Source organism: Pedobacter sp. SG908 (assembly GCF_011759615.1).
GTDB lineage: Bacteria > Bacteroidota > Bacteroidia > Sphingobacteriales > Sphingobacteriaceae > Pedobacter > Pedobacter riviphilus.
In genome coordinates, this window is sequence record NZ_JAAOYY010000003.1 from 824,796 (window position 1) to 849,596 (window position 24,801).

Annotated in this window: 20 protein-coding genes; 6 read left to right on the top strand and 14 right to left on the bottom strand. The window is 38.4% G+C overall.

The genetic code is table 11. The features are described 5' to 3' along the window. Nucleotides 1-53 precede the first annotated feature (53 nt). Both FHT21_RS24135 and FHT21_RS24140 read right to left on the bottom strand, forming a co-directional pair. Complete coding sequence (locus tag FHT21_RS24135; protein ID WP_167297249.1) at nucleotides 54-1,568, bottom strand: glycoside hydrolase family 32 protein; 1,515 nt, start codon at nucleotides 1,566-1,568, stop codon at nucleotides 54-56. A 47-nt stretch (nucleotides 1,569-1,615) separates the two neighbouring features. Continuing rightward, nucleotides 1,616-2,668, bottom strand: coding sequence for a WYL domain-containing protein (locus FHT21_RS24140; protein WP_167297250.1), 1,053 nt, complete (start codon nucleotides 2,666-2,668; stop codon nucleotides 1,616-1,618). 1,063 nt (nucleotides 2,669-3,731) lie between these two features. On the opposite strand from FHT21_RS24140, the gene FHT21_RS24145 reads away from it, so the two are divergent. From FHT21_RS24145 to FHT21_RS24160, 4 genes are all read left to right on the top strand, one after another. Continuing rightward, nucleotides 3,732-4,829: a slipin family protein gene (locus tag FHT21_RS24145; RefSeq protein WP_167297251.1), complete on the top strand. Its 1,098-nt coding sequence runs from the start codon at nucleotides 3,732-3,734 to the stop codon at nucleotides 4,827-4,829. A gap of 118 nt (nucleotides 4,830-4,947) precedes the next feature. Then, entirely contained in the window at nucleotides 4,948-5,652 is a 705-nt protein-coding gene (locus FHT21_RS24150; RefSeq protein WP_347878505.1) for a nucleotidyltransferase domain-containing protein, read from the top strand. Further along, nucleotides 5,642-6,703, top strand: coding sequence for a nucleotidyltransferase domain-containing protein (locus tag FHT21_RS24155; protein WP_167297252.1), 1,062 nt, complete (start codon nucleotides 5,642-5,644; stop codon nucleotides 6,701-6,703). Before FHT21_RS24150 ends, FHT21_RS24155 begins: the two co-directional genes overlap by 11 nt. A gap of 10 nt (nucleotides 6,704-6,713) precedes the next feature. Next, nucleotides 6,714-8,138, top strand: coding sequence for an RtcB family protein (locus FHT21_RS24160; protein ID WP_167297253.1), 1,425 nt, complete (start codon nucleotides 6,714-6,716; stop codon nucleotides 8,136-8,138). Between the two features lie 365 nt (nucleotides 8,139-8,503). Here the strand turns inward: FHT21_RS24160 and FHT21_RS24165 are convergent, their stop codons facing one another. The 3 genes from FHT21_RS24165 to argH all read right to left on the bottom strand — a co-directional run bounded on the left by FHT21_RS24165 (nucleotide 8,504) and on the right by argH (nucleotide 11,438). Then, a complete protein-coding gene (locus FHT21_RS24165) occupies nucleotides 8,504-8,710 on the bottom strand; it encodes a DUF2683 family protein (protein WP_167297254.1) in 207 nt (68 codons plus the stop codon). Between the two features lie 141 nt (nucleotides 8,711-8,851). Further along, nucleotides 8,852-10,105 carry an aminotransferase class I/II-fold pyridoxal phosphate-dependent enzyme gene (locus FHT21_RS24170; protein ID WP_167297255.1) on the bottom strand — a complete coding sequence of 418 codons (1,254 nt, stop codon included), beginning with the start codon at nucleotides 10,103-10,105 and terminating at the stop codon, nucleotides 8,852-8,854. Nucleotide 10,106: 1 nt separating this feature from the next. Then, nucleotides 10,107-11,438: an argininosuccinate lyase gene (gene argH, locus FHT21_RS24175; RefSeq protein WP_167297256.1), complete on the bottom strand. Its 1,332-nt coding sequence runs from the start codon at nucleotides 11,436-11,438 to the stop codon at nucleotides 10,107-10,109. 189 nt (nucleotides 11,439-11,627) lie between these two features. On the opposite strand from argH, the gene FHT21_RS24180 reads away from it, so the two are divergent. Continuing rightward, entirely contained in the window at nucleotides 11,628-14,471 is a 2,844-nt protein-coding gene (locus FHT21_RS24180; RefSeq protein ID WP_167297257.1) for a prolyl oligopeptidase family serine peptidase, read from the top strand. 45 nt (nucleotides 14,472-14,516) lie between these two features. On the opposite strand, the gene FHT21_RS24185 is transcribed toward FHT21_RS24180, so the two are convergent. The 9 genes from FHT21_RS24185 to FHT21_RS24225 form a co-directional block, all read right to left on the bottom strand. After that, on the bottom strand, nucleotides 14,517-15,587 hold the full coding sequence (locus FHT21_RS24185) for a M20 family metallo-hydrolase (RefSeq protein ID WP_167297258.1): 1,071 nt from the start codon (nucleotides 15,585-15,587) through the stop codon (nucleotides 14,517-14,519). 118 nt (nucleotides 15,588-15,705) lie between these two features. Beyond that, a complete protein-coding gene (gene proC, locus FHT21_RS24190; RefSeq protein ID WP_167297259.1) occupies nucleotides 15,706-16,518 on the bottom strand; it encodes a pyrroline-5-carboxylate reductase in 813 nt (270 codons plus the stop codon). A gap of 361 nt (nucleotides 16,519-16,879) precedes the next feature. Then, a complete protein-coding gene (gene argB, locus FHT21_RS24195; protein WP_167297260.1) occupies nucleotides 16,880-17,710 on the bottom strand; it encodes an acetylglutamate kinase in 831 nt (276 codons plus the stop codon). Nucleotides 17,711-17,816: 106 nt separating this feature from the next. Continuing rightward, nucleotides 17,817-18,791 carry an acetylornithine carbamoyltransferase gene (locus tag FHT21_RS24200; protein WP_167297261.1) on the bottom strand — a complete coding sequence of 325 codons (975 nt, stop codon included), beginning with the start codon at nucleotides 18,789-18,791 and terminating at the stop codon, nucleotides 17,817-17,819. Nucleotides 18,792-18,902: 111 nt separating this feature from the next. Further along, nucleotides 18,903-20,033, bottom strand: coding sequence for an aminotransferase class III-fold pyridoxal phosphate-dependent enzyme (locus tag FHT21_RS24205; protein ID WP_167297262.1), 1,131 nt, complete (start codon nucleotides 20,031-20,033; stop codon nucleotides 18,903-18,905). A gap of 93 nt (nucleotides 20,034-20,126) precedes the next feature. Next, nucleotides 20,127-20,483, bottom strand: a complete 357-nt coding sequence (locus FHT21_RS24210) for a four helix bundle protein (RefSeq protein WP_167297263.1) — start codon at nucleotides 20,481-20,483, stop codon at nucleotides 20,127-20,129. A 70-nt stretch (nucleotides 20,484-20,553) separates the two neighbouring features. After that, complete coding sequence (argC, locus tag FHT21_RS24215) at nucleotides 20,554-21,534, bottom strand: N-acetyl-gamma-glutamyl-phosphate reductase (RefSeq protein ID WP_167297264.1); 981 nt, start codon at nucleotides 21,532-21,534, stop codon at nucleotides 20,554-20,556. Nucleotides 21,535-21,628: 94 nt separating this feature from the next. Then, on the bottom strand, nucleotides 21,629-22,816 hold the full coding sequence (gene argG, locus FHT21_RS24220; protein WP_167297265.1) for an argininosuccinate synthase: 1,188 nt from the start codon (nucleotides 22,814-22,816) through the stop codon (nucleotides 21,629-21,631). A gap of 1 nt (nucleotide 22,817) precedes the next feature. After that, nucleotides 22,818-23,516: a GNAT family N-acetyltransferase gene (locus FHT21_RS24225; protein WP_167297266.1), complete on the bottom strand. Its 699-nt coding sequence runs from the start codon at nucleotides 23,514-23,516 to the stop codon at nucleotides 22,818-22,820. 581 nt (nucleotides 23,517-24,097) lie between these two features. Between FHT21_RS24225 and FHT21_RS24230 the strand changes: the two genes are divergently transcribed. Next, on the top strand, nucleotides 24,098-24,799 hold the full coding sequence (locus FHT21_RS24230; RefSeq protein WP_167297267.1) for a DUF4397 domain-containing protein: 702 nt from the start codon (nucleotides 24,098-24,100) through the stop codon (nucleotides 24,797-24,799). Nucleotides 24,800-24,801 lie beyond the last annotated feature (2 nt).

The following is a 24,801-nucleotide window of genomic DNA, read 5'->3' on the forward strand; positions in this document are numbered from 1 at the left end:
ATTCGGTGAGGCTTTTTAGCAGATGATTGCTCTTGTCAATCATGTTTTAACTATTACTTGCTCAAATCCCAAATCTTTAAACTGCTTAAAGCACTTTTACCTTCTTTTGAGAAAACAGTAATTCCAGTTGCTTTTTCATCCGGAAAAATCATGGTCGAGATTACCTTTTCACCACCATTACCGAAGACTTCAAGCGATGATTTATCAATCAGAATCTGAATTTTCAATTTAGAACCCACAGCATTCAACTTAGCAGTTTGAATAATATTCTTATCGTTCTTCACGCCTTTTTCTGAGCGCGAGCAATCTACATACAGCTCATTTTTATCGGCCAGGTATCCTACTTCAATTTCTTTGATCACCTTTCCTTCGCCGTCTTTTAATTGTGCTAATTTGATACCTGCACTTTTCGAATTACTTAAATCAAATTCGGCTTCAATCCAATTTGCATTGCTAATATCATCCAGTTTCAGTTCACCATCAACAAGCAGATGCTGTTTGGAAACTACCCGGTTTTGGGCAATTTTTTTAAGGTTACCTGCAATAACCGAACTCGGCTGTTGAAACAACCTTACACCATCAGGCGTAGTTTTTAAAGCTAAATCTCTGGGGATAGACATCTGTCCTTTCCATGGGAAGGTTTCTTTACCACCCGGCTGCAACCAACCCAAAAGAATGCGTTTATCGTTTGGTGCATTGTTCCATGGAATGGCGGCATAAAACGAATCGCCATCATCTACCAGCAAAGTTAACTGGCCATCATTGTCATTCTTAAAAGTTTTACCATCAAAATTGCCTACAAAATATTGCATGGTTGGCCCTTTTGGCCCAAATAACGAAATCATTAGTACCCATTTCGTGTTATCCTTATTTCCATCCACTGCCAGTGGAATCATAAAAGGGCATTCCCAGCCGCTACCCTGATTACCTTGTTTACCGAAATCACTCAGCATGGTCCAATCTTTCAAGTTTTTTGAGCCATAAAACCTCGCCTGATGCTCATCAACCATTGCAACAGTCATAATCCATTGCTTAGAGGCCTCATGCCACCATACATTAGGATCTCTGAAATCTTTTTTGTTTAAATCGATAATGGGATTTTTAGCATAATTGGTAAAAGTTAGCCCACCATCATTACTATAGGCCATGTATTGAGATTCATTCCGTTGTTTGGGTAGATCTGCGGTATAAAAAGCTACAACGGGTGCCTGTCCTTTCCCCAATCCACTTACATTATGTTTATCCAGCACAGCCGAACCTGAAAAAATCATAGTGGTGGTGTCATTTGTAATTTTTTCCGGAATAGCAACCGGAAGGTGCTCCCAGTTTATCAGATCTTTACTGGTGGCATGGCCCCAGCTCATATGGCCCCATTTATTTTCGAACGGATTGTACTGATAATAAAGATGATATTCCCCATTCAGATAAATTAACCCGTTTGGATCGTTTAACCAATTTGATGGTGCAGTGAAATGATAATTTGGCCTCCATTGAGGCGTAGGCTGTTGAGCGAAAGCACTTATCGAACAGCACATTAGAAAAGCTAGGATATATTTGGTCTTGAACATAATTAAATTCAAATTACACATAAGAATTCAATTACTAAAACGTTTAACTAGTTTCTTGAGGACTTTATAAAAACTTTTTCTTCATCAGCGCTTTCGTATTGCTCATAAGTTTGGGCCAATCTCTTTTTGATTTTAGCGATCAACAATCGTGGCGATAGCACTTTAACGCATTCTCCAAAACCTAAAATTTCGCGCTCCAGTTCGTAATTTAATACCACATCAATCCTGAAAACGGTCGTTTTATCATTTTTCGCTAGTATAATCTGCGAGGTATGCAAAGGTTTGGTAATCACGTAAGGTGCGTGGTCGTTGGTAAATTCGAGGATTACTTTTTGTGCACGGTCCCGCTCATTTTTTGTTACACCGATCAGATCTTCGTAATAACGGTCAAAATCTACTCCCTGGTAAGCAAAAAATTCTTCGTTGGGCAGCTCCTGAAATTCGACGATCCTATCTAAGGCTAAATTTAATATTCCAGGTCGCTTTTTTGCCTTACAGATCAAAAACCAACGGTTTCTATATTCTTTTAGGAGATATGGATAATAAATCCCCTGTTGAGACTGCTGTGCTTTAAAAGATTTATATTCGATCAAGAGCGATTGTTTATTTAAAACTGCCTGGTATAAAGGAGGAATACATTCCAACCCCCTAACGAGCTTATTACTTTCCAATTGGATATTATTGCCACTTTGTTTGGTCGATTTATAGAGGTTGTTCTCCAAACGGGCAATCATATCGCTCATCTCGTCGAAATAATTGAAGGCATTAAATTGTTTCAGTACACCAACAATTTCTTTCATCTTATCTACATCAGCATTATTGATTGGTGCTTTGGTTATACTGAAACTAGAATCTTCGTAAGCATAAAAGCGTTTATCCTTCACTACAATTGGTGCATTGTAACCCAGCTTGTCACTCCGCATTAATTGAATATCTGCCTGAATGGTTCGCTTGCTTACACCTGTTGTAATCCCCTCCAGCTCGTAAAGGGTTTCTGATACCTTTTCAATAAGATCTTCCAATGTCCATTTTCGGAAACGGTTTTTCAAACAATCGTCGATGGTTTTATACCTGATGAGCGCTAATTTATTTACTGCCATTTTTAATCAATTTGAGTTTCAAGCTAAAAATCTGATCATAAAGCTTACTTAAATATAGCGAAGTGTTCTTCATCTACGCAATACAATTGCGCAATTACTGATAAAAAGAAATGATTTCAAGGAAAAATAAAATTTATTAATCTAATTATCAAACACTTAAATGTTTAATTACAGAATAATTCCCACTGCGCAAATCAGCCGCGCAGTGGTAGTGGCATCTTTGTAATGTCGCCAGTCGATAAAGTTCTTTGATAAATATTAATAACAACAATCTGATTGATAAGAAACAGTTTTACTGTTCTAAATGATACGCGCTCTCGTTTATGCTGCTCCGGTTTTAACAGGATCAGCATTCACTATCATGAAACCCCTGTTCGGGATACGCCGGACAGGGTTACGTTAGTAGTGGTTATCATAATCAGATTGATATAAAGAAATCCCGAAAGGGATGGCAATACTAAATAAAACTTATCCAATGTTGTGGGTTTCAGAATAGCCCCAAAGTATTCGGTCACATTGTCTGGAATATACTGATAAGAATTGTGATAGACTGTCTAAACACGTTGTGTGTCGTGGGTTCGAATCCCACTTCCGATATATCGGAATAACTCAGGGGTTAGAGTAACAACCACCAATGCAGGTTCGAATCCTGCTTCCAAACATCACTTGGAATAGCAAAATGGTAATGCAATGGACTTAGGATCCATCTTAAAAGAAGGGCAACTTTTCAAACCGCTCACCAGAATCAGCGTTGTGCAACTGCATTTGGCTTCAGGATTTTTCGGAATCCAGCAAGCAAATCTGTGTTTTGCTCAGTAAGCATCAGCGCAGCAAGAAAGATTTAAAAATCAAATGAGTTAAGCCAAAAGGCAAAATGCTTCATGAGCTTAAGCCTGAGTAGAAAAGCAAAGTTTCATTTTTAAACAAACTTGACAAACTTTTGCTTCCGCAGAAAACAGGTAAATGTTCTTGTGCAACGCTTTTAAAAGAATAAATAATTAACCATAATCATTTAAGTCCTCCATTTTAGGGGAGGATTTAGGTGGGGCTAACATCATAAAACATGAAAAGAGTAACGATTAACACCAATTATGTTGGATTGGTGTTTAAAAAAGGAAAATTAAAAAACGTTTTAACTGCAGGAACTTACTGGTTAGGTTTTGGCGAAAGCATGACATTATACGATATGGCTAAAGAGTACTATTACTCGGTTGCCGAATTGGATATTTTGTTGGAAAATGCAGATTTTGTGAATTTGATTCACTTAGTAAGCGTTGCCGACAACGAATTGGCCTTGGTTTACCAAAACAAAAACTTCAAATCTGTTTTAACCGCTGGCAGGCATGCCATCTGGAAAGGTTTATCAGAATACAACTTTGTTAAGGTAAACATCAGTAACATTAATATTGACGAAGCAATTGATAAAAACTTGTTGGAGAAAGCGCCATTATTAAATTACATCAGAGCCTATAAAGTAGAATCCTTCGAAAAGGCCTTGTTATTTATCGATGGTAAATTTGAAAGCGTATTGGAAGCAGGAAACTATGTTTACTGGAAAAACAGCACTACTGTTCAAGTATTGAAAACTGATATGCGGCAATTGAATATGGAAATTATTGGTCAAGAAATCTTAACAAAAGATAAAGCACAATTGAGGGTAAACTTCAGCATTCAATATAAAGTTGATGACATCATCAAAGCGTTATTGGAGAACAAAGAATTTGAAAAACAATTGTACATCACCATGCAATTGGCATTAAGAGAATGCATTGGCTTAATGACTTTTGACGAATTGATGGAAAGCAAGGAAAAAATTGCTGAAATGGTAATGGCCATCACCTTGGATAAGGTTGAAAATTTGGGCGTAAAATTAACCAACTGCGGTGTTAAAGACATCGTTTTACCAGGTGATGTTAAGGAAATTATGAATCAGGTTTTAGTCGCTGAAAAAAGAGCACAAGCCAATATCATTACCCGGAGAGAAGAAACTGCATCGACCAGAAGTTTGTTGAATACGGCCAAATTGATGGAAGACAACGCTATGTTGTATAAGTTGAAAGAGATGGAGTATGTAGAGAAAATTGCAGAAAAAATCAACAACATCAGCTTATCTGGCAGTGGACAAATTGTTGACCAATTGAAGCAGATCTTCGTAAAATAAATTAAATTTAGAAACCCCTCGGCCAGGCGAATGTTGCCAGCCGGGGATTAATAAAGAACAAAATGAAAACAACCATCATAAACAGACTTACAGAAATAGAAAGGCAAACGATATCAAAATATTATTTGCCTGTGAATCGGGAAGCCGTGGATGGGAATTTTCATCACCAGACAGCGATTTCGATGTCCGTTTTATCTATGTACGCCCACTCAATTATTACCTTTCTGTTTCTGAGAAAAATGACCAATTGGCTTTCCCGATCAACGATGAACTCGATATATATGGCTGGGATATAAAAAAGGTGCTTAAATTGATCCGGAAATCGAATACCACTCCATTCGAATGGCTACAATCGCCTATTGTTTATGTAGAACAGGCTCATTTCAGGGACGAATTATGGACATTGTGCCAATCTTATTTCTACAGGAAAACGAATATCAATCATTACCTGGGAATAGCTCATAGCGCATTGGAGACCGTAATAAATGGTGACGAAATCAAAATCAAAAAGCTTTTTTACGTACTCCGCCCTTTACTTTCGGCGAAATGGTGTTTAGAGAAAAATACGATAGCTCCAATGACCATTGGACTACTTTCGAACTTAATGCCAGAACATCTTCAAAAGTTGGTAAAAGACCTGATTACACTAAAGTCAACCTCTGCAGAAGGATATATTGTTAAAATACATCCTGAGCTAAGTAGCTATATTGATAATGAATTTAAAAAGTGTACTGAAGGAGCTAAAGATTTACCAAAAGAAAGTTTTGATACGGAAAGGCTCGATATCTTTTTTAGAAATACAATAAACCGTTATGACGATTAAAGATATAAAGGATAAAAACCTACTCTTATTTGAGTGCTTAAGTGGTAGCAAAGCTTATGGATTGGATACTCCACAATCAGATACTGATATTAAAGGGATTTACTATATGCCAAAAGAGATGTTTTTTGGTTTAAAGTATATTCCTCAAATCAGCAATGAAAGTAATGATGAGGTTTATTATGAAATTGGCCGTTTTATTGAACTACTGATCAAGAACAACCCGAATATTGTGGAAATTTTAGCTGCTCCGAAAGACTGTATCCTATATAAGCACACCATAATGAACAAGCTTAGAATCGAGATGATTTTATCAAAGTTATGTAAGGATACTTTTGGTGGCTATGCTTTAACACAGATTAGAAAAGCAAAAGGATTAAACAAAAAAATATTAAATCCTATGCCTAAAACCCGGAAAACAGTATTGGATTTTTGTTTCATCACAGTAAACTATTCATCTGTAAAAGCGAAAACCTGGCTTGCAAAAAATGGTATTTCGAAAGATGACTGTGGATTGTCCAAAATACCTAATGCTAAAGATCTGTATGCTTTGTTTCATGATGCAGAGAAGAAATTGAATTATAAAGGGATCACGAACAAAGAAGCGGCAAATGAGGTTTCGGTCTCGTCAATACCTGCAGGAGAACAAGAAATTGCCTATTTATTTTTTAACAAGGATAGCTATTCATCTTATTGCAAGGAGCACAATGACTATTGGGAATGGGTAGAAAAACGCAATGAAGAACGTTACAGGTTAAACAAAAACCACGGCAAAGATTATGATGCCAAAAACATGATGCATACCATTAGATTGCTACAGGTCGCCCTTGAAATCGTACGGGATGGAGAATTAAATGTAAAACGATCAAATAGGCGCGAGCTTTTATCAATAAAAAGAGGAGAACTAGACTACGAGGAAGTATTAAAAATGGCAGAAGACCTTATGCTAAAAATAGAACAGGAAACGATTAAAAGCAAGCTTCAGGATAAACCAGATGCTAAGTTGATTGAGTCGTTACTGGTTGAGATGAGAACTGAGCTGTATGCCGATTAAAACAGAAACAATGAACAACAACATAACAGGTAATAACCTATTCGAAATAGGCTATTCCGAAGGGAAAATAGTAGGTCTGGCTTTGGATATCCTGAAAACAAACTTTGCAGATACGGAAGAAAAAGAATTATTGGCCTTATTTAAAAAAGTAAAAGAATATCCAGAAAGTTTTTTGGATGACGAGGTATTAAGTGTATTGGCAACAGCCGTGATTGAGGAAGCCAATCCAAAATCAGACGGGACCATTGAACTGATCAACAATGCCAAGGATTATTCAATTTTCGGTGTCGATTATATTGAAGAGGGTGCCAGAAATCAAATGGATATCGCAATGAAGCTACCGGTTTCGGTAGCCGGAGCATTAATGCCCGATGCGCACCAAGGATATGGTTTGCCGATTGGTGGTGTTTTAGCGACCAAAAATGCAATTATCCCTTACGGTGTAGGTGTAGATATCGGTTGCAGAATGGCTTTGAGTATTTTCGATATCCCGGAGAAACATTATTTCGGGAAAGATGCGATGTACAAACGCGAATTAATTGCTTTTACCAAATTTGGTGCAGGTAGAGAGTTTAGGGGTTTGGAAAGAGCCGAACACGAAGTATTGGATAACGAAGCTTTCAACTCAACTACGTTCCTTAAAAACTTACATGGAAAAGCCTGGGCTCAATTGGGTACATCGGGCGGTGGTAACCACTTTGTAGAATGGGGGATTATTGATTTTGCCGAACGCGACGAGGTTTTAAATATCGACAAAGACCGTTATGTGGCTTTATTAACCCACTCAGGTTCTCGTGGCTTAGGTGCTACCATTGCCGGTCATTACACCAAACTGGCTAAAGAGATCTGTAAGCTGCCTAAAGAAGCCGCAAACCTGGCTTATTTAGACCTTAATACAGCCGAAGGACAAGAGTATTGGATTGCCATGAATTTAGCCGGCGATTATGCTTCTGCTTGTCATGAGGTGATCCATAAAAGGTTGACTAAAGCCATCGGTGCAAAAGTTTTAGCCAAGGTAGAAAACCATCATAATTTTGCCTGGAAAGAAATACTTGATGGTGAAGAAGTAATTGTTCACCGAAAAGGCGCTACGCCTGCAGGTAAGGGCGTGATGGGAATTATCCCGGGAAGCATGACTGCTCCAGGATTTTTGGTGAGAGGAAAAGGTGAAACCAGTGCAATCAATTCGGCTTCGCATGGAGCGGGTAGACAAATGAGCAGGACCAAAGCGATTCAATCGATCACTAAATCGGAGATGAAAGCGATTTTGAAAGACCACAACGTCACCTTAATTGGTGCGGGTTTAGACGAAGCCCCAATGGCTTATAAAGACATCCATAAAGTAATGTCCGCGCAAACCGAACTGGTCGACGTGGTGGCTAAATTTGAACCCAAAATGGTGCGGATGGCCGATGATGGAAGTAGGGAGGATTAATTGGGAGTCTTGAGTCCTCAGTCTTGGGGCCTGGAGTAGAATACCTCGCAGGCTTTAAACTTTCGGGGTATTCTATTAGAAAAACATGGGTTCCTGTCTATTGTCCCAAAAGAACAGTATCTCTATCCGATCTGGTTTAATTTCATAAAATACAGAGGAGATCTTCTTAATTAATCCTTGGCGTATATTAGGGTCGAATTCAGTCTCTTTAAAAATGAAAGGCGACTGACCAATTAGTTCTAAGATCTTAATCGTATTCTTTTTAAAATCATTTAACGATTTAGCTCCAAGCCTTTCACTTATTTGAGCACAAATTGATTCGAAAGTTATATAAGCGGTTTCAGATATAATTACAGGCAAACTCATCAAATAGTTGAGATTTTTTCTTTAAATGCTTCTAAAGAAAAGCTCTTGCCTGCTTTGATATCTTCTTGTCCTTTTTTTATTCCTGAAATGACGTGTGCTGGTAAAGAATTATCTTTTTTTATTTCATAAGGAACTTCTAAAGCTTTAAGAAATGCCTTTAAAGCTTTTTCTTGTATTTTATCGGGATGTACAAGGTAAGTTTCCATATTAATATGATTTTAAACTAATATACAAATTTAAAGATTATTAAATAAAACCTTTGCAAACTAAACATTGTTTCTATCAATAAGTTAAAATCAAAAACCCCTCTTCAAAGCAAATTGAAGAGAGGTTTCATTAGTTAACACCTATTTCAACTTACTCAATGCCACTTTAATCCTCGGCAACATGTCTTTAATATCCTGCAAGGTACAAGCACCAACCGATGCCCTGAACCAAGGCATGCTATCTTCATTTCCGAAAGCAGAGAATGGTACTAATGCTGCTCCTGCTTCTTTGATCAAGTAGAAATTTACATCTGCACTGTCTTTTAAAAGCTGCCCATCTTCAGTAGTTTTACCGATATAATCGATTTTAATGGTTAAATAAATGGCACCCATTGGCTCAACGGCATCAACATTAAAACCTTCGTTCTTTAATTCGTTAAAACCGTTATAAAGCGCATTTAAACTATCCTGGATCTGCGCTTTGAAGCTGGTCAAAAAAGTATCAACCTGTGTTTTATCGTTAAAATAATTAGACATAGCCACTTGCTCGGCTTTTGGTGCCCAGGCCCCCATGTGGCCAACCAATGCTTTCATTCTATTGATAATATCCTCAGGACCGAAACCCCATCCTACACGCACGCCGGTTGCCGCCAGACATTTCGAACTGCCATCCACAAAAATAGTAAAGGGTCTCATCGCTGGGCGTAAAGAAACTGGATTTACGTGCTCCTTACCAAAAGTTAAAAGCGAATAAATCTGATCGTACATCATGTACAACGGTTTTTCATCTGCACCACGAGAGGCATTTTCTTCTAAAACCGCATCACAGATTTCAGCTAAGGAATCAGCATCGAACATCGTTCCGGTTGGGTTTAATGGCGAACATAAAGCCAATAAAGTTGCCCCTTTTAAATGTGGTTTTAATTGCGCTGCCGTTGGCATAAAATTATGCGCAGCATCGGTTTCTACCGCAATTGTTTTTGCAGATGTTAAATGAGAGTAGTGGTTATTGTTCCAGGATGGAGCGGGGAAAACCACGGTATCTCCCGGATCGATCAACGCCAGGTAAGTAGCATAAATTAACGGACGTGAACCACCAGAAACTAAAATGCTGTTGGTGTTGTATTCCAATCCAAATCTATCCTTTAATAATTCAGAAACCGTTTCTCTTAAAGGCAAAACCCCATCAGCAGGTGGATAATTGGTTTGATTGGCATTGTACGCCTCCACAATTCCAGCTTTTAATTCGGTTGGGATTGGGTAAATGTTTGCGTCAAAATCGCCTATGGTTAAGTTAGCAATCGAAGCACCTTTACGCTTCATTTCGTTAACTTCGTTACCGATTTTTATAATTTCTGAGCCAATTAATGAATTGGCTAATATTGAAACTTTCATATTATGCTATTAAATCTTCTATTGCTTTATTCACTTTTCCGAAACCAAACTGAGATAAAACATTGTGCATTGCTGCAGAAATTTGCTCGTTACAAAGGTTGCCGATGCTTCCTTCGTGTGTATGATGTATTTGGCCAGACGGTGCAAAAGTACCATTTTCTATCTGTTCGCCAACAATTTTATAAGCCTCTCTAAATGGAACACCTTGGCGTGCTAAATCATTCACAACCTCAACGCTAAACAGATAATCATATTTTTTATCTTTCAGAATATCATCTTTTATGGTAATGTTCTGAAACATAAAAGTAGCGATCTCCAAACATTCGTTTAATGACGTGATTGCCGGAAAAAGGTTTTCTTTTAACAATTGTAAATCGCGGTGATAACCCGATGGCAAATTGGTAATCATCATGGCAATTTCGTTCGGTAAAGCCTGAATTTTATTGCAGCGCGAACGGATCAGCTCGAAAACATCAGGGTTTTTTTTGTGTGGCATAATGCTCGAACCTGTGGTAAGTTCTGCCGGAAAACTGATAAATCCAAAATTCTGATTAATAAACAAGCAAACATCCATCGCCATTTTAGCTAAAGTTGCAGCAACTGCGCTCATGGCCTGCGCCAAAATTCTTTCTGTTTTACCACGCCCCATCTGCGCATAAACCACATTATAATTTAAGCTTTCAAAACCCAACAATTCAGTCGTTAAAGTTCTGTTTAAGGGGAACGAAGAACCATAACCAGCGGCAGAACCTAATGGGTTTTTATTGCAGATTTTCCATGCAGCCAGCATCAGCTCCATATCATCTGCCAGGCTTTCGGCATAGGCGCCAAACCATAAACCAAAAGACGATGGCATAGCAATCTGCAAATGTGTATAACCTGGCATCAATTTATCTTTATGCGTATTGCTCAGCTCAATTAACTGATTAAACAAAGTTGAGGTTTGGCCAACCATATCTTCTATGCAGGCCCTGAAAAACAATTTTAAATCAACCAACACCTGATCGTTACGCGACCGGCCACTATGGATTTTCTTACCCGCTTCGCCAATGCGCTGGGTAAGCAACCACTCTACCTGCGAGTGCACGTCTTCTACACTATCTTCGATGGTGAAATTTCCGGCTTCAATTTCGGAGTAAATATTTTTCAATTCTTGCTGAACCGTTTCCAGTTCTTCAGCTGTTAGCAAATTAATGGTCTCTAACATTTGGGTATGTGCCAAAGAGCCCAATACATCAAATTTCGCCATCTGCAGATCCAGTTCACGGTCTTTACCAACTGTGAAACGCTCTACAAACTGATTTACATCTATATTTTTTTGCCAGATTTTCATGCTTATGATTGCTCTATTTTATACCTGCACAAAGGCAGTCGAAATACCCGCAAAAGTACAATAAATAGATTAGAAATCAGGAATGAGATTGATCTGTAATGCACATTTAAAGGTCAATAAACTCAATTTTATGTGGCCTCTCCTAATTCTTGGTTTAAAAGCTTATTTTCGTATAAACTTAAACTTATTATGAAATCCCTAAAACTGTTCTCCACCGTTTTTTTCATGCTTGTTATATATCAGCTACAGGCACAGGAAAAACCAGCATTAGGCTGGAAAGATGTTTCTAAATGGACCTTTAATAGACCTGCTACTTTATCGCCTAACGGTGAATGGATTGCTCTAGCCAGCGGACCGGTTGAGGGAGATCTAAAGATGACGATTAGAAAAACCAATGATACTTTAAGCCGCAATTACCCAATTGGAGCAACGGCCAATAGCATCTCATTTTCAAACGATTCAAAATTTGCTGCTTTTAAAGTTACACTTAAGGATAGCGAAGCTAAAGCGGCAAAAAAAACAAACAAACCAGTTTATGATAAACTCTTGCTGGTTTCATTGAGTGATAATAAACAGACAGCTTTCGAAAAGGTAAAAAGTTTTAGCTTTTCTGAGAAATCACCTGAGTGGATTGCCATCCAGTTTGCGCCTGCAGAAAATGCTTCGAAAGAGAAAGATGCACCGAAGGGTACCGACGTACTGCTTTATAACCTTATCTCAAAAAAAAGTTACAACCTTGGTAATGTTTCAGAATTTGCCTTCAACAAAACAGGAAGCCAGTTTGCTTATGTTATCGATGCTGCCGGGCAAAATGGAAACGGTATTTTTTTACGTGATATGAAAACAGGCATTACCACAGCGCTTGATAATGATAAAGCCGTTTATCAAAAACTTGGGTGGAATGAACAGGGAACTGCATTTGCCTTGCTTAAAGCTAATAAAAATGATAAATACAAAGATGATGTATACAGCATGCTTGGTTTTAACAAAATCAATGGAGATTTAACAAACAAGGTAATATATAATGGTATTGACGACAAAATATTCCCGGCCAATATGGGTATCAACACCAACGCCACTCCATTCTGGTCTGACGATCAAACGGTTTTGTTCCTTGGCGTTAATACATTGACCAAAAAAGAAGAAAAGAAAGAGGAAAAAAAGGAAGATAAGAAATCAGACACTTTAGCTAAGGCCAAACCAGAAGTTAAGAAAGATGATATCGAGAAACCTGATATGATTATCTGGAATTGGCAGGATAAGAGACTACAGTCAGCACAACAAACGCAAGAAATGCGTGATAAAAACTTTAGTTATCTAAGTGCTTACCGCATTGCGGATAAAAAATTCATCCAACTTGCAGATAGCAACATGCGCTCAGTTAGTGTAAACCCAAAAAGTTTATACGCGATTGGCTACGATAATTCAAAGTATGAGCTGATGGGAAATTTAGATGGGCAAAGTTATGTGGACGTTTATCTGATCAATCTTAAAACCTTTGGCAAGAAATTACTATTTGAAAAAATGTATGCCTCTAACGGAGGAAGACTTGTGGTTGCCCCAAACGGAACTTTAGCCAGTTATTATGTTGACGGTGTATTTTATAGTATTAATTTAGAAAGTGGAAAAACGGCGAACCTTACCAGTAAGATTAAATCTTCTTTTGTTGATGAATTAGATGACCATAATGTAGTTAAACCTGCAACACAAAACCTTGGCTGGTCGGCCGATTCTAAGTACGCATTAATTAAAGACAATTACGATTTATGGAAAATCTCTGCTGACGGAAATAGTATTACACCACTATCCGATAATTGGAAAAGCAAGAAAACCGAAGTGGCTACTCGTTTCCGTATTGATGCTGATGAGAAAGGTGTTGATTTAAGCAAAGACCAGTATTTTGCGGTATTTAACACCAAAAACAAGAAAAACGGTATCGGGATTTTACCTGCAGGTAAATCTAAGATCAACATTTTATTCCTAGACGACAATGCTTACCAAAGTTTTGCAAAAGCAGAACAAGCTAAAGTTTTTACTTATACCAAAAGTAATTTTCAGCAATCTCCAGATTATTATGTAAGTACAGCTGGTGATTTAAGTGCTGCCAAGAAAGTAACCACAAATACTCCAGATCAGGCTAAATATGCCTGGTCTTCGGGTGTAAAATTAATTGACTATGTGAGTGCAAATGGCGATAGCCTGCAAGCGGCCATTTATTTGCCGGCCAATTATGTTCCCGGAAAAGCTTATCCTACCATTACATACATTTATGAAAGGTTAACTGATGACCTGAATACCTATACCATGCCTACGTTTCCTGGTGGAGGTTTCAACAAAGCGATGTACACCAGTAATGGATACGCTGTTTTAATGCCAGATATTAAATACAAGTTGAATGATCCGGGCATGTCGGCCGTTGCCTGTGTAGTGCCTGCAGTAAAGACAGCCATTGCTACCGGAATTGTTGATGAAAAAAATGTGGCCATACATGGTCACTCCTGGGGAGGTTATCAAACTTCATTTTTAATTACCCAAACCAATATTTTTAAAGCTGCCGCAGCTGGAGCACCTTTAACCAACATGATAAGCATGTATAGCCTAATTTACTGGAATAGCGGTGGCACCAACCAGGCTATTTTCGAAGCCAGTCAAGGCAGGTTAACGCCTGGTTATTGGGATAACTGGGATGCTTTCGCCCGCAACTCGCCAGTATATCACATCAAAAAAGTACAAACGCCATTATTGCTTTTACACAATGATAAAGATGGAGCTGTAGATTTTACCCAAGGCATTGAATATTACAATGGTTTAAGAAGGTTGAACAAACCTGTGGTGATGATTACCTATCGTGGCGAAAACCACGGAATTGCAAAATTGCCAAACCGTAAAGATTATGCTGTACGGATGATGGAGTATTTCGATTATATGCTTAAAGGGAAACCTGCTCCTGAATGGTGGAGCAAAGGGGTAAACCGATTAGATATGGAAAAACACTTAGAGGCGAGGGCCTTTGATGGAGGCGAAGAGAATTAACTATTTTGAGGAAGCCTCAGATCTAATGGATCTGAGGCTTTCTTACTATTTACCGTTGATTACCGGTTTTAACATATTAACATATCCTTCAACACCCTCAGCTACTTCTCTAACATATAAAAATTCATCGGCCATGTGCGAACGGCCAGAAAAACCCGGACCACATTTTACCGATGGAATATCTAATAGTGCCTGATCAGAAGTAGTAGGCGAACCATAGGTGGTTTTTCCAAGTGCTACTCCTGCCTGAACAACCGGGTGGTTTTTATCAATCGACGATGGTTTTAAACGGATAGAGCGTGGGGTAACATCACAATCAACATTTGCCCTGATAATCTCTAAAACCTCTTCGTTGGTGTAGGCATCTGTTACACGTACATCAACCGTAAAAGTACAATTTGCCGGAACAACATTATGTTGCGAACCTGCATTGATGATGGTAACCGTCATTTTTAACGGACCGAAAACCTCCGATACTTTAGGGAACTGATAATTTCTAAACCACTCAATATCTTTTAGGGCTTTGTAAATGGCATTCTCTCCCTCTTCACGGGCCGCATGACCGGCTTTTCCATGAGACACACAATCTAATACCAACAAGCCTCGTTCAGCAATGGCTAAATTCATTTCTGTTGGCTCGCCAACGATACCAAACTCCAGTTCGCCCAAATCTGGAAGAACCAATTCTAAGCCATTATTGCCCGAAATTTCTTCCTCGGCAGTTGCTGCCAAACAGATGTTGTATTTTAAATCTTCCTGCTCGTAATAATATAAAAACGTTCCGATCAGCGAAACTAAACAACCACCGGCATCGTTACTGCCCAAACCAAACAGTTTATCACCTTCAATTGCTGCATCATACGGATCGCGGGTATAACCAGAATTTGGCTTAACCGTATCGTGGTGCGAGTTTAGCAACAAGGTTGGCTTATTAGCATCAAAATGTTTATTGTAAGCCCAAACGTTGTTCATTTTACGCTGGGTCTTAATCCCTCTCTCTTCCAAAAACTGGGCAATTAAATTCGCAGTTCTGTCTTCTTCTTTACTAAAAGACTGGATACGGATTAACTGCCGCAATAAATCCAGACTTTCTTTTTGTATATTTTCTAGTAACATAGTATCAAGTAATTAGTAGTAAGTATCAAGAATAAACACATCTTTAAACTTTCTACCTTTTATTTTGCTTTCGGCTTATTCTTTTGATGCCGTAGTTAAGACCTTAAGCCTTACACCTCTAGCCCTCTTTAGTATATAAATTTCCGGCTTTTAAGGCCGAAAGTTTAATACCTTTTATCAGCGATGAGCTAAAACCGTTATGCTCCATTTCATTTAAGCCAGCAATAGTGCAACCTTTCGGCGAAGTTACCTTATCTATCTCTGATTCTGGGTGTGTTCCGTGTAATAAAAGCAAATCGGCCGCTCCTTTAGCCGTTTGAACAGCCATTTTTAAAGCTTCATCAGCATGAAAACCGATTTCTACCCCACCTTGCGAGGCTGCCCTTATTGCCCTCAGGAAAAATGCAATACCACAAGCACAAAGTGCTGTTGCTGAAGTCATTAAATCTTCATTTATTTTCACAACAGATCCTACAGTTTCGAACATTTTGGTTACATCAGCAATGTTCTCTGCTGATGCGTTATCGCTGGCTATGCAAGTCATAGATTGACCAATGGCGATTGCCGTATTTGGCATTACACGAACCACTTCAACTTTATCACCTAATTTTTCTCTAACAGCAGCACAACTCACACCCGAAATTACCGAAATAACCAGATGTTTAGCCTGAACGATTGAAGTTTGAATTTCGTCTAAAACAGTGTTTAATTGTTGGGGCAGAACGCCCAAAATTACAATATCAGCATCGGCTACAGCCTGTTTATTGTTATTGCTAATGTTAAAACCAACTTCAGCAAAAGATTTTAAGTGGTCGGTGTTTCTACGGGTAAGCGTAATGTCGGTAGCTTGGGCAAAGTTGGCTTTCACCAAACCTTTTGCTAAAGATAAACCGATATTTCCACTACCAATTATAGCTATTTTTTTTGACATGATTTCTAATTTTCCTTCCTGCGGCTTGATTACACAGATTATTTGATTACAGATTTATATTTTTTTCTACGGTTTTTGAAAAGCAATTTCAGTAATTCTATTGATATTTCAGTCCCGCTATCCATTACAAGTCCCGATGAAAAATCGGGAGCTTTTCATTACTATCAGGTTTAGTTTGCAAAAGCAGTAGTTAATCGGTTTCTTTTTCCCCTCTAAATGCCTACAAAATCTACATTCAGAAAGCTAACACAAGAAAGAATTACAAATGTAAATCGGTGCCTTTGCATCTTGGTGGTTAAAATTTTTAGTGCTGAGTTTATGTACATCGCCAAAACTTCCTTCAACCATCCTGCCTTCTACCTCATTTCAACATCTTTGTTCCAAAAGTTCCCTCAGCAAGTTCAGCCAACTCATCGGCTTTACCGATATATACCGCTGATACTCCCTTTTTAATCGCTTCAAAGGCATTATGCAATTTAGGGATCATTCCACCTTGTACTGTTCCATTTGCTTTTAAATCTTCAAATTCATCCGCTTTGATTTCTCTTACCACAGAACCATCATCATTCACATCTTTAAGTACCCCCTTTTTCTCAAAGCAATATACCAAACGTGTTTCGTATAAAGCCGACATCGCCACCGCAACTGAAGAAGCGATAGTATCGGCATTGGTATTGAGTAACTGCGAATTTCCATCGTGGGTAATAGCACAAAATACCGGAACCAAGCCTGCCTTCAGCAAGCTGTCTAAAGTATTTGAAGACACAGAGTTTTCATCTAAATCGCCAACATAACCATAATCGATTACCGCACCCGCCAACGGTCCGGGAGCAGCGCCGTATGTTACCGTTTTTACCGGACGCTTTGTTGCTTTGATCACATTTCCATCTGCACCGCTCAAACCTATGGCATTGCTGCCTTTTGCCTGTAGTTGGGCAACCATGTTTTTATTGATCAAACCTGCATAAACCATGGTTACAATCCGAAGGGTTTCGATATCGGTAATCCGTCGGCCTTCAATCATTTTAGCCTCAATACCTAGCGATTCGCCCAATTCGGTTGCAATTTTACCCCCCCCATGAACCAGTATCTTATCTCCGGGCAAAGCCGTAAAATCCAATAAAAACTGATGTAGGTTTTCTGAATTATCGATTACGTTTCCGCCGATTTTTATGATAGTAAGTTGTTTCATAATTTCACATTTTCGTCATTGCGAGGCACGAAGCAATCTTACAACTGTAGGTATGTTATTTTCTACCGCATTAAGATTGCTTCGTGCCTCGCAATGACGAGTTTTTTTATTTCAATTCTTCCAACATCGCTTTAATTACCGCTTGTGCGGCCCATAAACGGTTTCCGGCTTCGTGAATAACCAATGAATTTGGTCCATCCAAAATCTCTGATGATAATTCCAGATCCCGGCGTACAGGCAAGCAATGCATTACTTTAGCATCATTTGTAAATTTTAATTTCTCATTATTCATCATCCAGCCGTCAGGATAAGTTAATACTTTTCCGTACTCCTTATAACTACTCCAGTTCTTCACATACACATAATCGGCACCGGCTAAAGCTTCTTCCAAATTATACTGAATATCGGCATTAGGCGTAAAATCTTCCGAAAGTTCGTAACCTTCTGGCTGAGCGATTGTAAAATCGATCATACCTTCTGCCTGAGCTTTGCACATCCACTCTGCAAAAGAATTCGGCACAGCTTGAGGTAATGCCTTAACATGAGGTGCCCAGGCTAAAACTACTTTTGGCTTGCGGCCATCTGGTTTCTTTGTCCAGGTTTCATGAATGGTAATAATATCGGCAAAGCTTTGTAAAGGATGACGTGTTGCACTCTCTAAACTTACTACCGGTACAGCACAATATTTCACAAACTTATTGAAAAAATCTTCGCTATAATCTTCCTCACGGTTATTCAGTTTTGGGAAAGAACGCAGGCCTAAAATATCGCAATATTGCCCCATTACAGCTGCAGCTTCACGGATATGTTCAACGGTCGAACCATTCATTACCACGCCATCCTGAGTTTCTAAAGCCCAACCTTCTTTATCCATATTCATCACCATTACGTTCATACCCAAATTTAAGGCCGCTTTTTGCGTACTTAACCGGGTACGTAAGCTCGGATTCATAAAAACCAGCCCTAAGGTTTTGTTTTTACCTAAATCCTGGTGTGCATAAGGATTTGCCTTTAATGCAAGTGCATCATTTACAAATTGTTTGATGCTTGGAACATCGTGTACGGAAGTGAAAAGTTTCATTTTTTAATCTAAATTAATTTATCCCGATCCGTCACCCTGAACTTATTTCAAGGCCTCAAGCAGGAGATACTGAAATAAATTCAGCATGATGATCGACCTATTACACAATATCTATTTTACTAATTTACCAAAAGCTGCCAAAAACTCATCAGCATGTGCTTTCGTTAAATTTAATGCTGGCAATAAACGGATTACATTCGGTTTTGCCTCGCCGGTAAAAATATGGTGTGTAAACAATAATTCTTTTTTAACATGTGCCAGCTCGGCAGGTAGCTCAATACCAATCATTAACCCACGGCCACGCACTTCTACTACCTGCTCAAATTTCTTCAGTTCGGCTATCAAGTAATTTCCAACTTCTTCGGCATTTTTGATGAGGTTATCTTTTTCCATTACTTCCAAAACAGCTAAAGCCGCAGCACAAGCTAAATGGTTACCACCGAAAGTTGTACCCAACTCTCCATGCCAAGGTTTAAATTTAGGTGCAATAGAGATTCCAGCTACCGGAAATCCATTACCCATTCCTTTTGCCATGCTGTACACATCTGCTTCAACACCTGAATAGTCGTGCGAATAAAACGACCCTGTACGCCCGTAACCACATTGTACACTATCGGCAATGTAAACGGCATTATATTCATCGCAAAGTGAGCGGATTTTCTGCAAGAAACTTTTCGACGCTTCTTTAATCCCGCCAACACCTTGGATACCTTCAATAATAACAGCCGAAATTTCATTGCCTTGTGCTTTAAAAGTTTCTTCTAAAGCAACCTCGTTATTAAAAGGCAAAAAGATTACATTTTCGGTCTGATTAACCGGCGCTACAATTTTAGGGTTATCAGTTACGGCAACAGCCAAAGACGTACGTCCGTGGAAAGCACCCGTAAAAGCAATTACCTTTTTTCTTCCGTTATAAAACGAAGCTAACTTTAAAGCATTTTCATTTGCCTCAGCTCCAGAATTACACAAAAACAATTGGTAATCTTTTTTGCCAGAAACTTCACCAAGTTTCGCTGCAAGCTGAACCTGTAAAGGAATTTTAACTGAATTAGAGTAAAAGCCAACTTTATTTAATTGATCGGTTAAACGGTTTACATAATGTGGATTAGTATGCCCAATTGAAATTACAGCATGACCGCCATATAAATCTAAATATTGTTGTCCGTTAGCAGCCCAAACATTGCTGCCTGCCGCTTTTGTTATTTCTATATCGTTAAGTGGGTAAACGTCGAATAAGTTCATTTTGAATAAGTTTAAAGACTAAAGACCAAAGACCAAAGCTTCCTGTAACATTTCATATAGCAGCAAGCCCAATCCGATAGTATTTAATCTTGGTTATTGTCGAAGGTGTTTAATTAAGCCAATTAACATTGCTTTAACTTCACCGGCCATTTTATAAATTTCTAAATATTTGCTTTCTTCTAGATATTCTAAATCCTTCGCTAGAAAACAAGCATATTCCATTTCTTGTACTGAGCCCAACGCATTATCGAGAAAGTGGGCAAAATCTTTTTCGGTCCGCCGTCCTGCTCCCTCAACAATATTTAGTGGGACAGAATATGCCGCTCTTTTAACCTGACTTTGCAAATCGTATTTCTCATGAGGAGGAAAAGCAGGCAAAATAACTTTATACACATGTAAAACCATTAGATGTGATTTTTTCCAAACTTCTAATTTTTGATAGTCTCTCATTTGATGTTTTAGTTATTCTTCATGCTACCTTCGCTTTAGACTTTAGTCTTTCAGCTTTGGTCCCTTCTACCTAAAAATTCGCGGCTTTTAACTTAAGTCCCGCTGTTTCATCCAAGCCGAACATTAAATTCATATTCTGAACCGCTTGTCCGCTGGCACCTTTTAACAGGTTATCAATGATACTGATGATAAATAATTTACCACCATGTTTTTCTATATGTACCAGTGCCTTATTTGTGTTCACAACCTGTTTTAAATCGATGTTTTTCCGACTTACATGCGTAAAAGGATGAGTACTGTAATATGCTTCGTAGATGTTTTGTGCTTCTTCCAAACTTAAATCACTTTCTAGGTACATGGCTGCTAAAATACCTCTGGTAAATGCCCCGCGTTGTGGGATAAAACTTAAAGCTTCAGAAAGCGAAGGCTGCAATTGCAACAAACTCTCGCTAATCTCGTTCAGATGCTGGTGTTCAAATGCTTTATAAATGGAAAGGTTATTATTTCTCCAACTGAAATGAGAAGTAGCAGATAAACCCTGTCCTGCACCTGTTGACCCCGTAGTTGCATTAATATGAACCTCATTCTTGATCAAGCCTTTAGCGGCCAATGGCAACAAGCCCAATTGAATACAAGTTGCGAAACAACCAGGGTTAGCAATATTTTTAGCCGATTTAATTTTATCGCGGTTTAACTCAGGGAGTCCGTAAACGAATTCTCGCTTCTCGAATGTAGATTTTTCATGCAACCTGAAATCCTGAGACAAATCGATGATTTTAATGTTATCTCTAATCGGATTAGCAGCTAAAAACTTTTTCGCATCACCATGGCCAACACACAAAAACAATACATCGATATCTTGAGAAATATCACTCACGAATTTTAAATCAGTATCACCGATCAGATCGGTGTGTACATCAGAAATTAAGTTTCCAGCGTTACTTGTGCTATTTACGAAAGCAATTTCAACATTTGGGTGGTTAATCAAAATACGTAGCATTTCGCCTCCGGTATAACCTGCGCCGCCAATTATTCCTGCTTTAATTTTCATATTTAAAAAGGTTTAGGGTTTGAGGCCTAAGGGCTTAAGGTTTAAATGCTAATGCAGCCTTAAACCTTAAACCATCTGTCATCTGCCTTTGAGACTATGCCTCGTTATTTACTTTATGCCAGATCATTACCTGGTTACCGAATATTTTAGAGAACCCTTTAACGTCCTCTCCGCTCCAGGCATTGTTCATTTCGCCGTAACTACCAAATTTATTGCTCATTAAATCGTGGTCAGATTCAATTCCGATAATCTGGAAACGGTAGGGCAATAGTTCTACAAACACTTTGCCGCTCACAAATTTTTGTGTATCAGTTAAAAAAGCCTCAATATTCCGCATAATTGGATCGTGGAACTGACCTTCGTGTAACCAATTACCATAGAAAGATGAAAGTTGTTCTTTCCAGCTTAACTGCCATTTGGTTAAGGTGTGTTTTTCCAAAGTATGGTGCGCCTTGATAATGATAATGGGACCAGCGGCCTCAAAACCTACACGGCCTTTAATACCAATAATGGTATCACCAACGTGGATATCTCTACCGATACCGAAAGGTTGAGCAATTGCCTGTAATTTTTGGATTGCCCTAACAGGTGCTAATTTTTCACCATCAATAGCAACCAGTTCGCCTTTTTCGAAGGTTAATTCTACCTTACGCGATTCTGTTTCCGAAACCTGTGTAGGCCAGGCACTTTCTGGCAAGGTTTCGTGAGAAGTTAAAGTTTCTTTTCCACCTACTGAAGTTCCCCATAAACCTTTGTTAATCGAATATCTTGCTTTTTCGGCACTATACTCAATACCATGACTTGCCAAATATTCGATTTCCGCCTCGCGTGATAATTTTAAATCTCTAATTGGCGTAATGATTTCAACCTCTGGGATAAGGATATTGAAGATCATATCGAAACGTACCTGATCGTTACCTGCACCGGTACTTCCATGAGCTACATAGTCTGCACCAATTTTTTTCACATAGTTAGCAATAGCAGTTGCCTGACTAACACGTTCTGCACTTACCGATAGTGGATAAGTAGCATTTTTTAATACGTTACCAAAAACCAGGTACTTAATGCATCCTTCATAGTAACTTTCAGTTTCATCTACAACAGCATGCGATTTTACACCTAAAGCATATGCTCTTTTCTCGATTTCCTGTAATTCTTCATCAGAAAAACCACCAGTATTTACAATTACTGAGTGAACTTCCAATCCACGGTCTTGTGCCAGGTAAATACAACAAAATGAGGTATCTAAGCCTCCGCTAAATGCTAAAACAACTTTTTTCATGCTATTTAAATAAAAAGGTAAATAAAAATAAAAGGGCTTTTAAGCCATTTTTTGGTTTAGGTTTAACAACTAAACGCTGTTTAATGCGCATAAAACGCTCGTATAATTTGGGTTTCTTTTGCAGTTCTTCGGCAAATTGCTTGGCTACTTCGTGTTTTTTTTCAGCCGGATCGTAAAGCATAGCCGTACACATACAGTTTTTGCGTTCCTTCATTTTTAAAATTTCGAAGTTTACGCAGCTCTGGCAGCCTTTCCAAAATTCTTCATCCTGGGTAAGTTCGCTGTAAGTTACAGGCTCATAGCCTAGGTCTGAATTTATTTTCATCACCGCTAAGCCAGTTGTTAAACCAAAAATTTTTGCCTTGGGGTACAACCTTCTCGATAAACCGAAAATTTCATTCTTAATGGCTTTTGCCAATCCCGCTTTGCGGTATTTGGGGCTTACTACCAAACCACTATTGGCCACAAACTGTCCGTGGCTCCAGGTTTCTATATAGCAAAATCCTGCCCAAGAGCCATCCTTATGGAAAGCAATAACCGATTTGCCCTCTTGCATTTTATTAGAAATATATTCTGGTGAACGCTTGGCAATGCCTGTTCCACGAGCTTTTGCCGATTCTGCCATTTCGGTTACTATTTCTTCTGCAAATACACGATGTTCAGGAAGTGCAACCTGCACTATAAATTCGTTAATATCCATTCGTTTTCTAACGAAAAATTATAAGTATTCTTGTTAATTGGGTTTTTAGAGAGGATCAATTCCTCGTTACGTTTAGTGCGGGTACTAAATACGTGGAGTGAAATTTTGCCGGCTTGTGGGATAATAAAATACGGGTTGAAAATGATTAATAAACAAACCTTTCCCAGACACAGTTTGTGCTGTGGAAATTGAAAGTTTATATAAAATTTGTTTAATCATTTCTTGCGTATTAAAACGGCTTTAACTCTATTGAGGTGCAAAGGTTTAAATAAAAATCGAGTTACACAATAATATCTCGTTTTTTTTATGTTAAGCTTTTCATTTTATTGGATTAACCTGACTTAAACAAGTATTATAGGCTACTTATAAATTTAAAAAATTTTGAGTATTGTACATTTTGGCTATAGGTTCTATTGACAATTTTAACATTGTTAAAAAAAGGAGGTAAACTTTAACACCTGCTTAACATCATTTAACATCCTGCAATACTGCTTAAACCCAATATTTGTATGTCTGTAGCGAATGCGATCTGACTACCGTTTTATGGGTACCCCTTAAATATTAAATCAAATTTTAACCGTATGAAGAATTTTACGTCATTTCATTTCAAATCGATCACTTTATTTGCTCTAATTGCTTTTACAGCATTCACTTCATGTAAAAAAACCGAAACTACTGATCCTAATATATCTTATTTAAGAGTAATCAATACATCACCTTCTTTGGCTACTTACAACGCTTACTTTAATGGCAACATGGTTAATTCGGCCGCCTTACCATTTGGGGGCTCTGCTGCTTATCTTTCTTCTACCTCGGGCACTTACAGTTTAAAATTTACGACAGCCAGCAGTACAGAGAGTTTGTTAACCAAAACCATTACTTTAAATACAAGTACCTATTATTCTGTTTATTTAATTAATAAGCCGGCTGCATTAGATATTTATACCATTAGTGATGATCTTTCAATTCCGTCAACCGATAAAGCTTACATCCGTTTTATCAATTTATCGCCTGATGCTCCTGCTTTAGACCTGGCAAAAACCGGTTCAACTTCCATGCTGGCTACCAATAAGGCCTATAAGAACGCGAGTAGCTTCATTGCTGTAGATGCAGGGGCTTATACATTGGATGCAAAAGAAACTTCATCAGGAACAGTTAAGGCTACCTCCGCCAGCACTAGTTTTACAGCGGGTTATCATTATGACATTATTTGTGGCGGTTTGGTAACACCTGCAAATGAAACTGAACGCCCATTAAGTTTACAGGTTATATTGATCAAATAAAA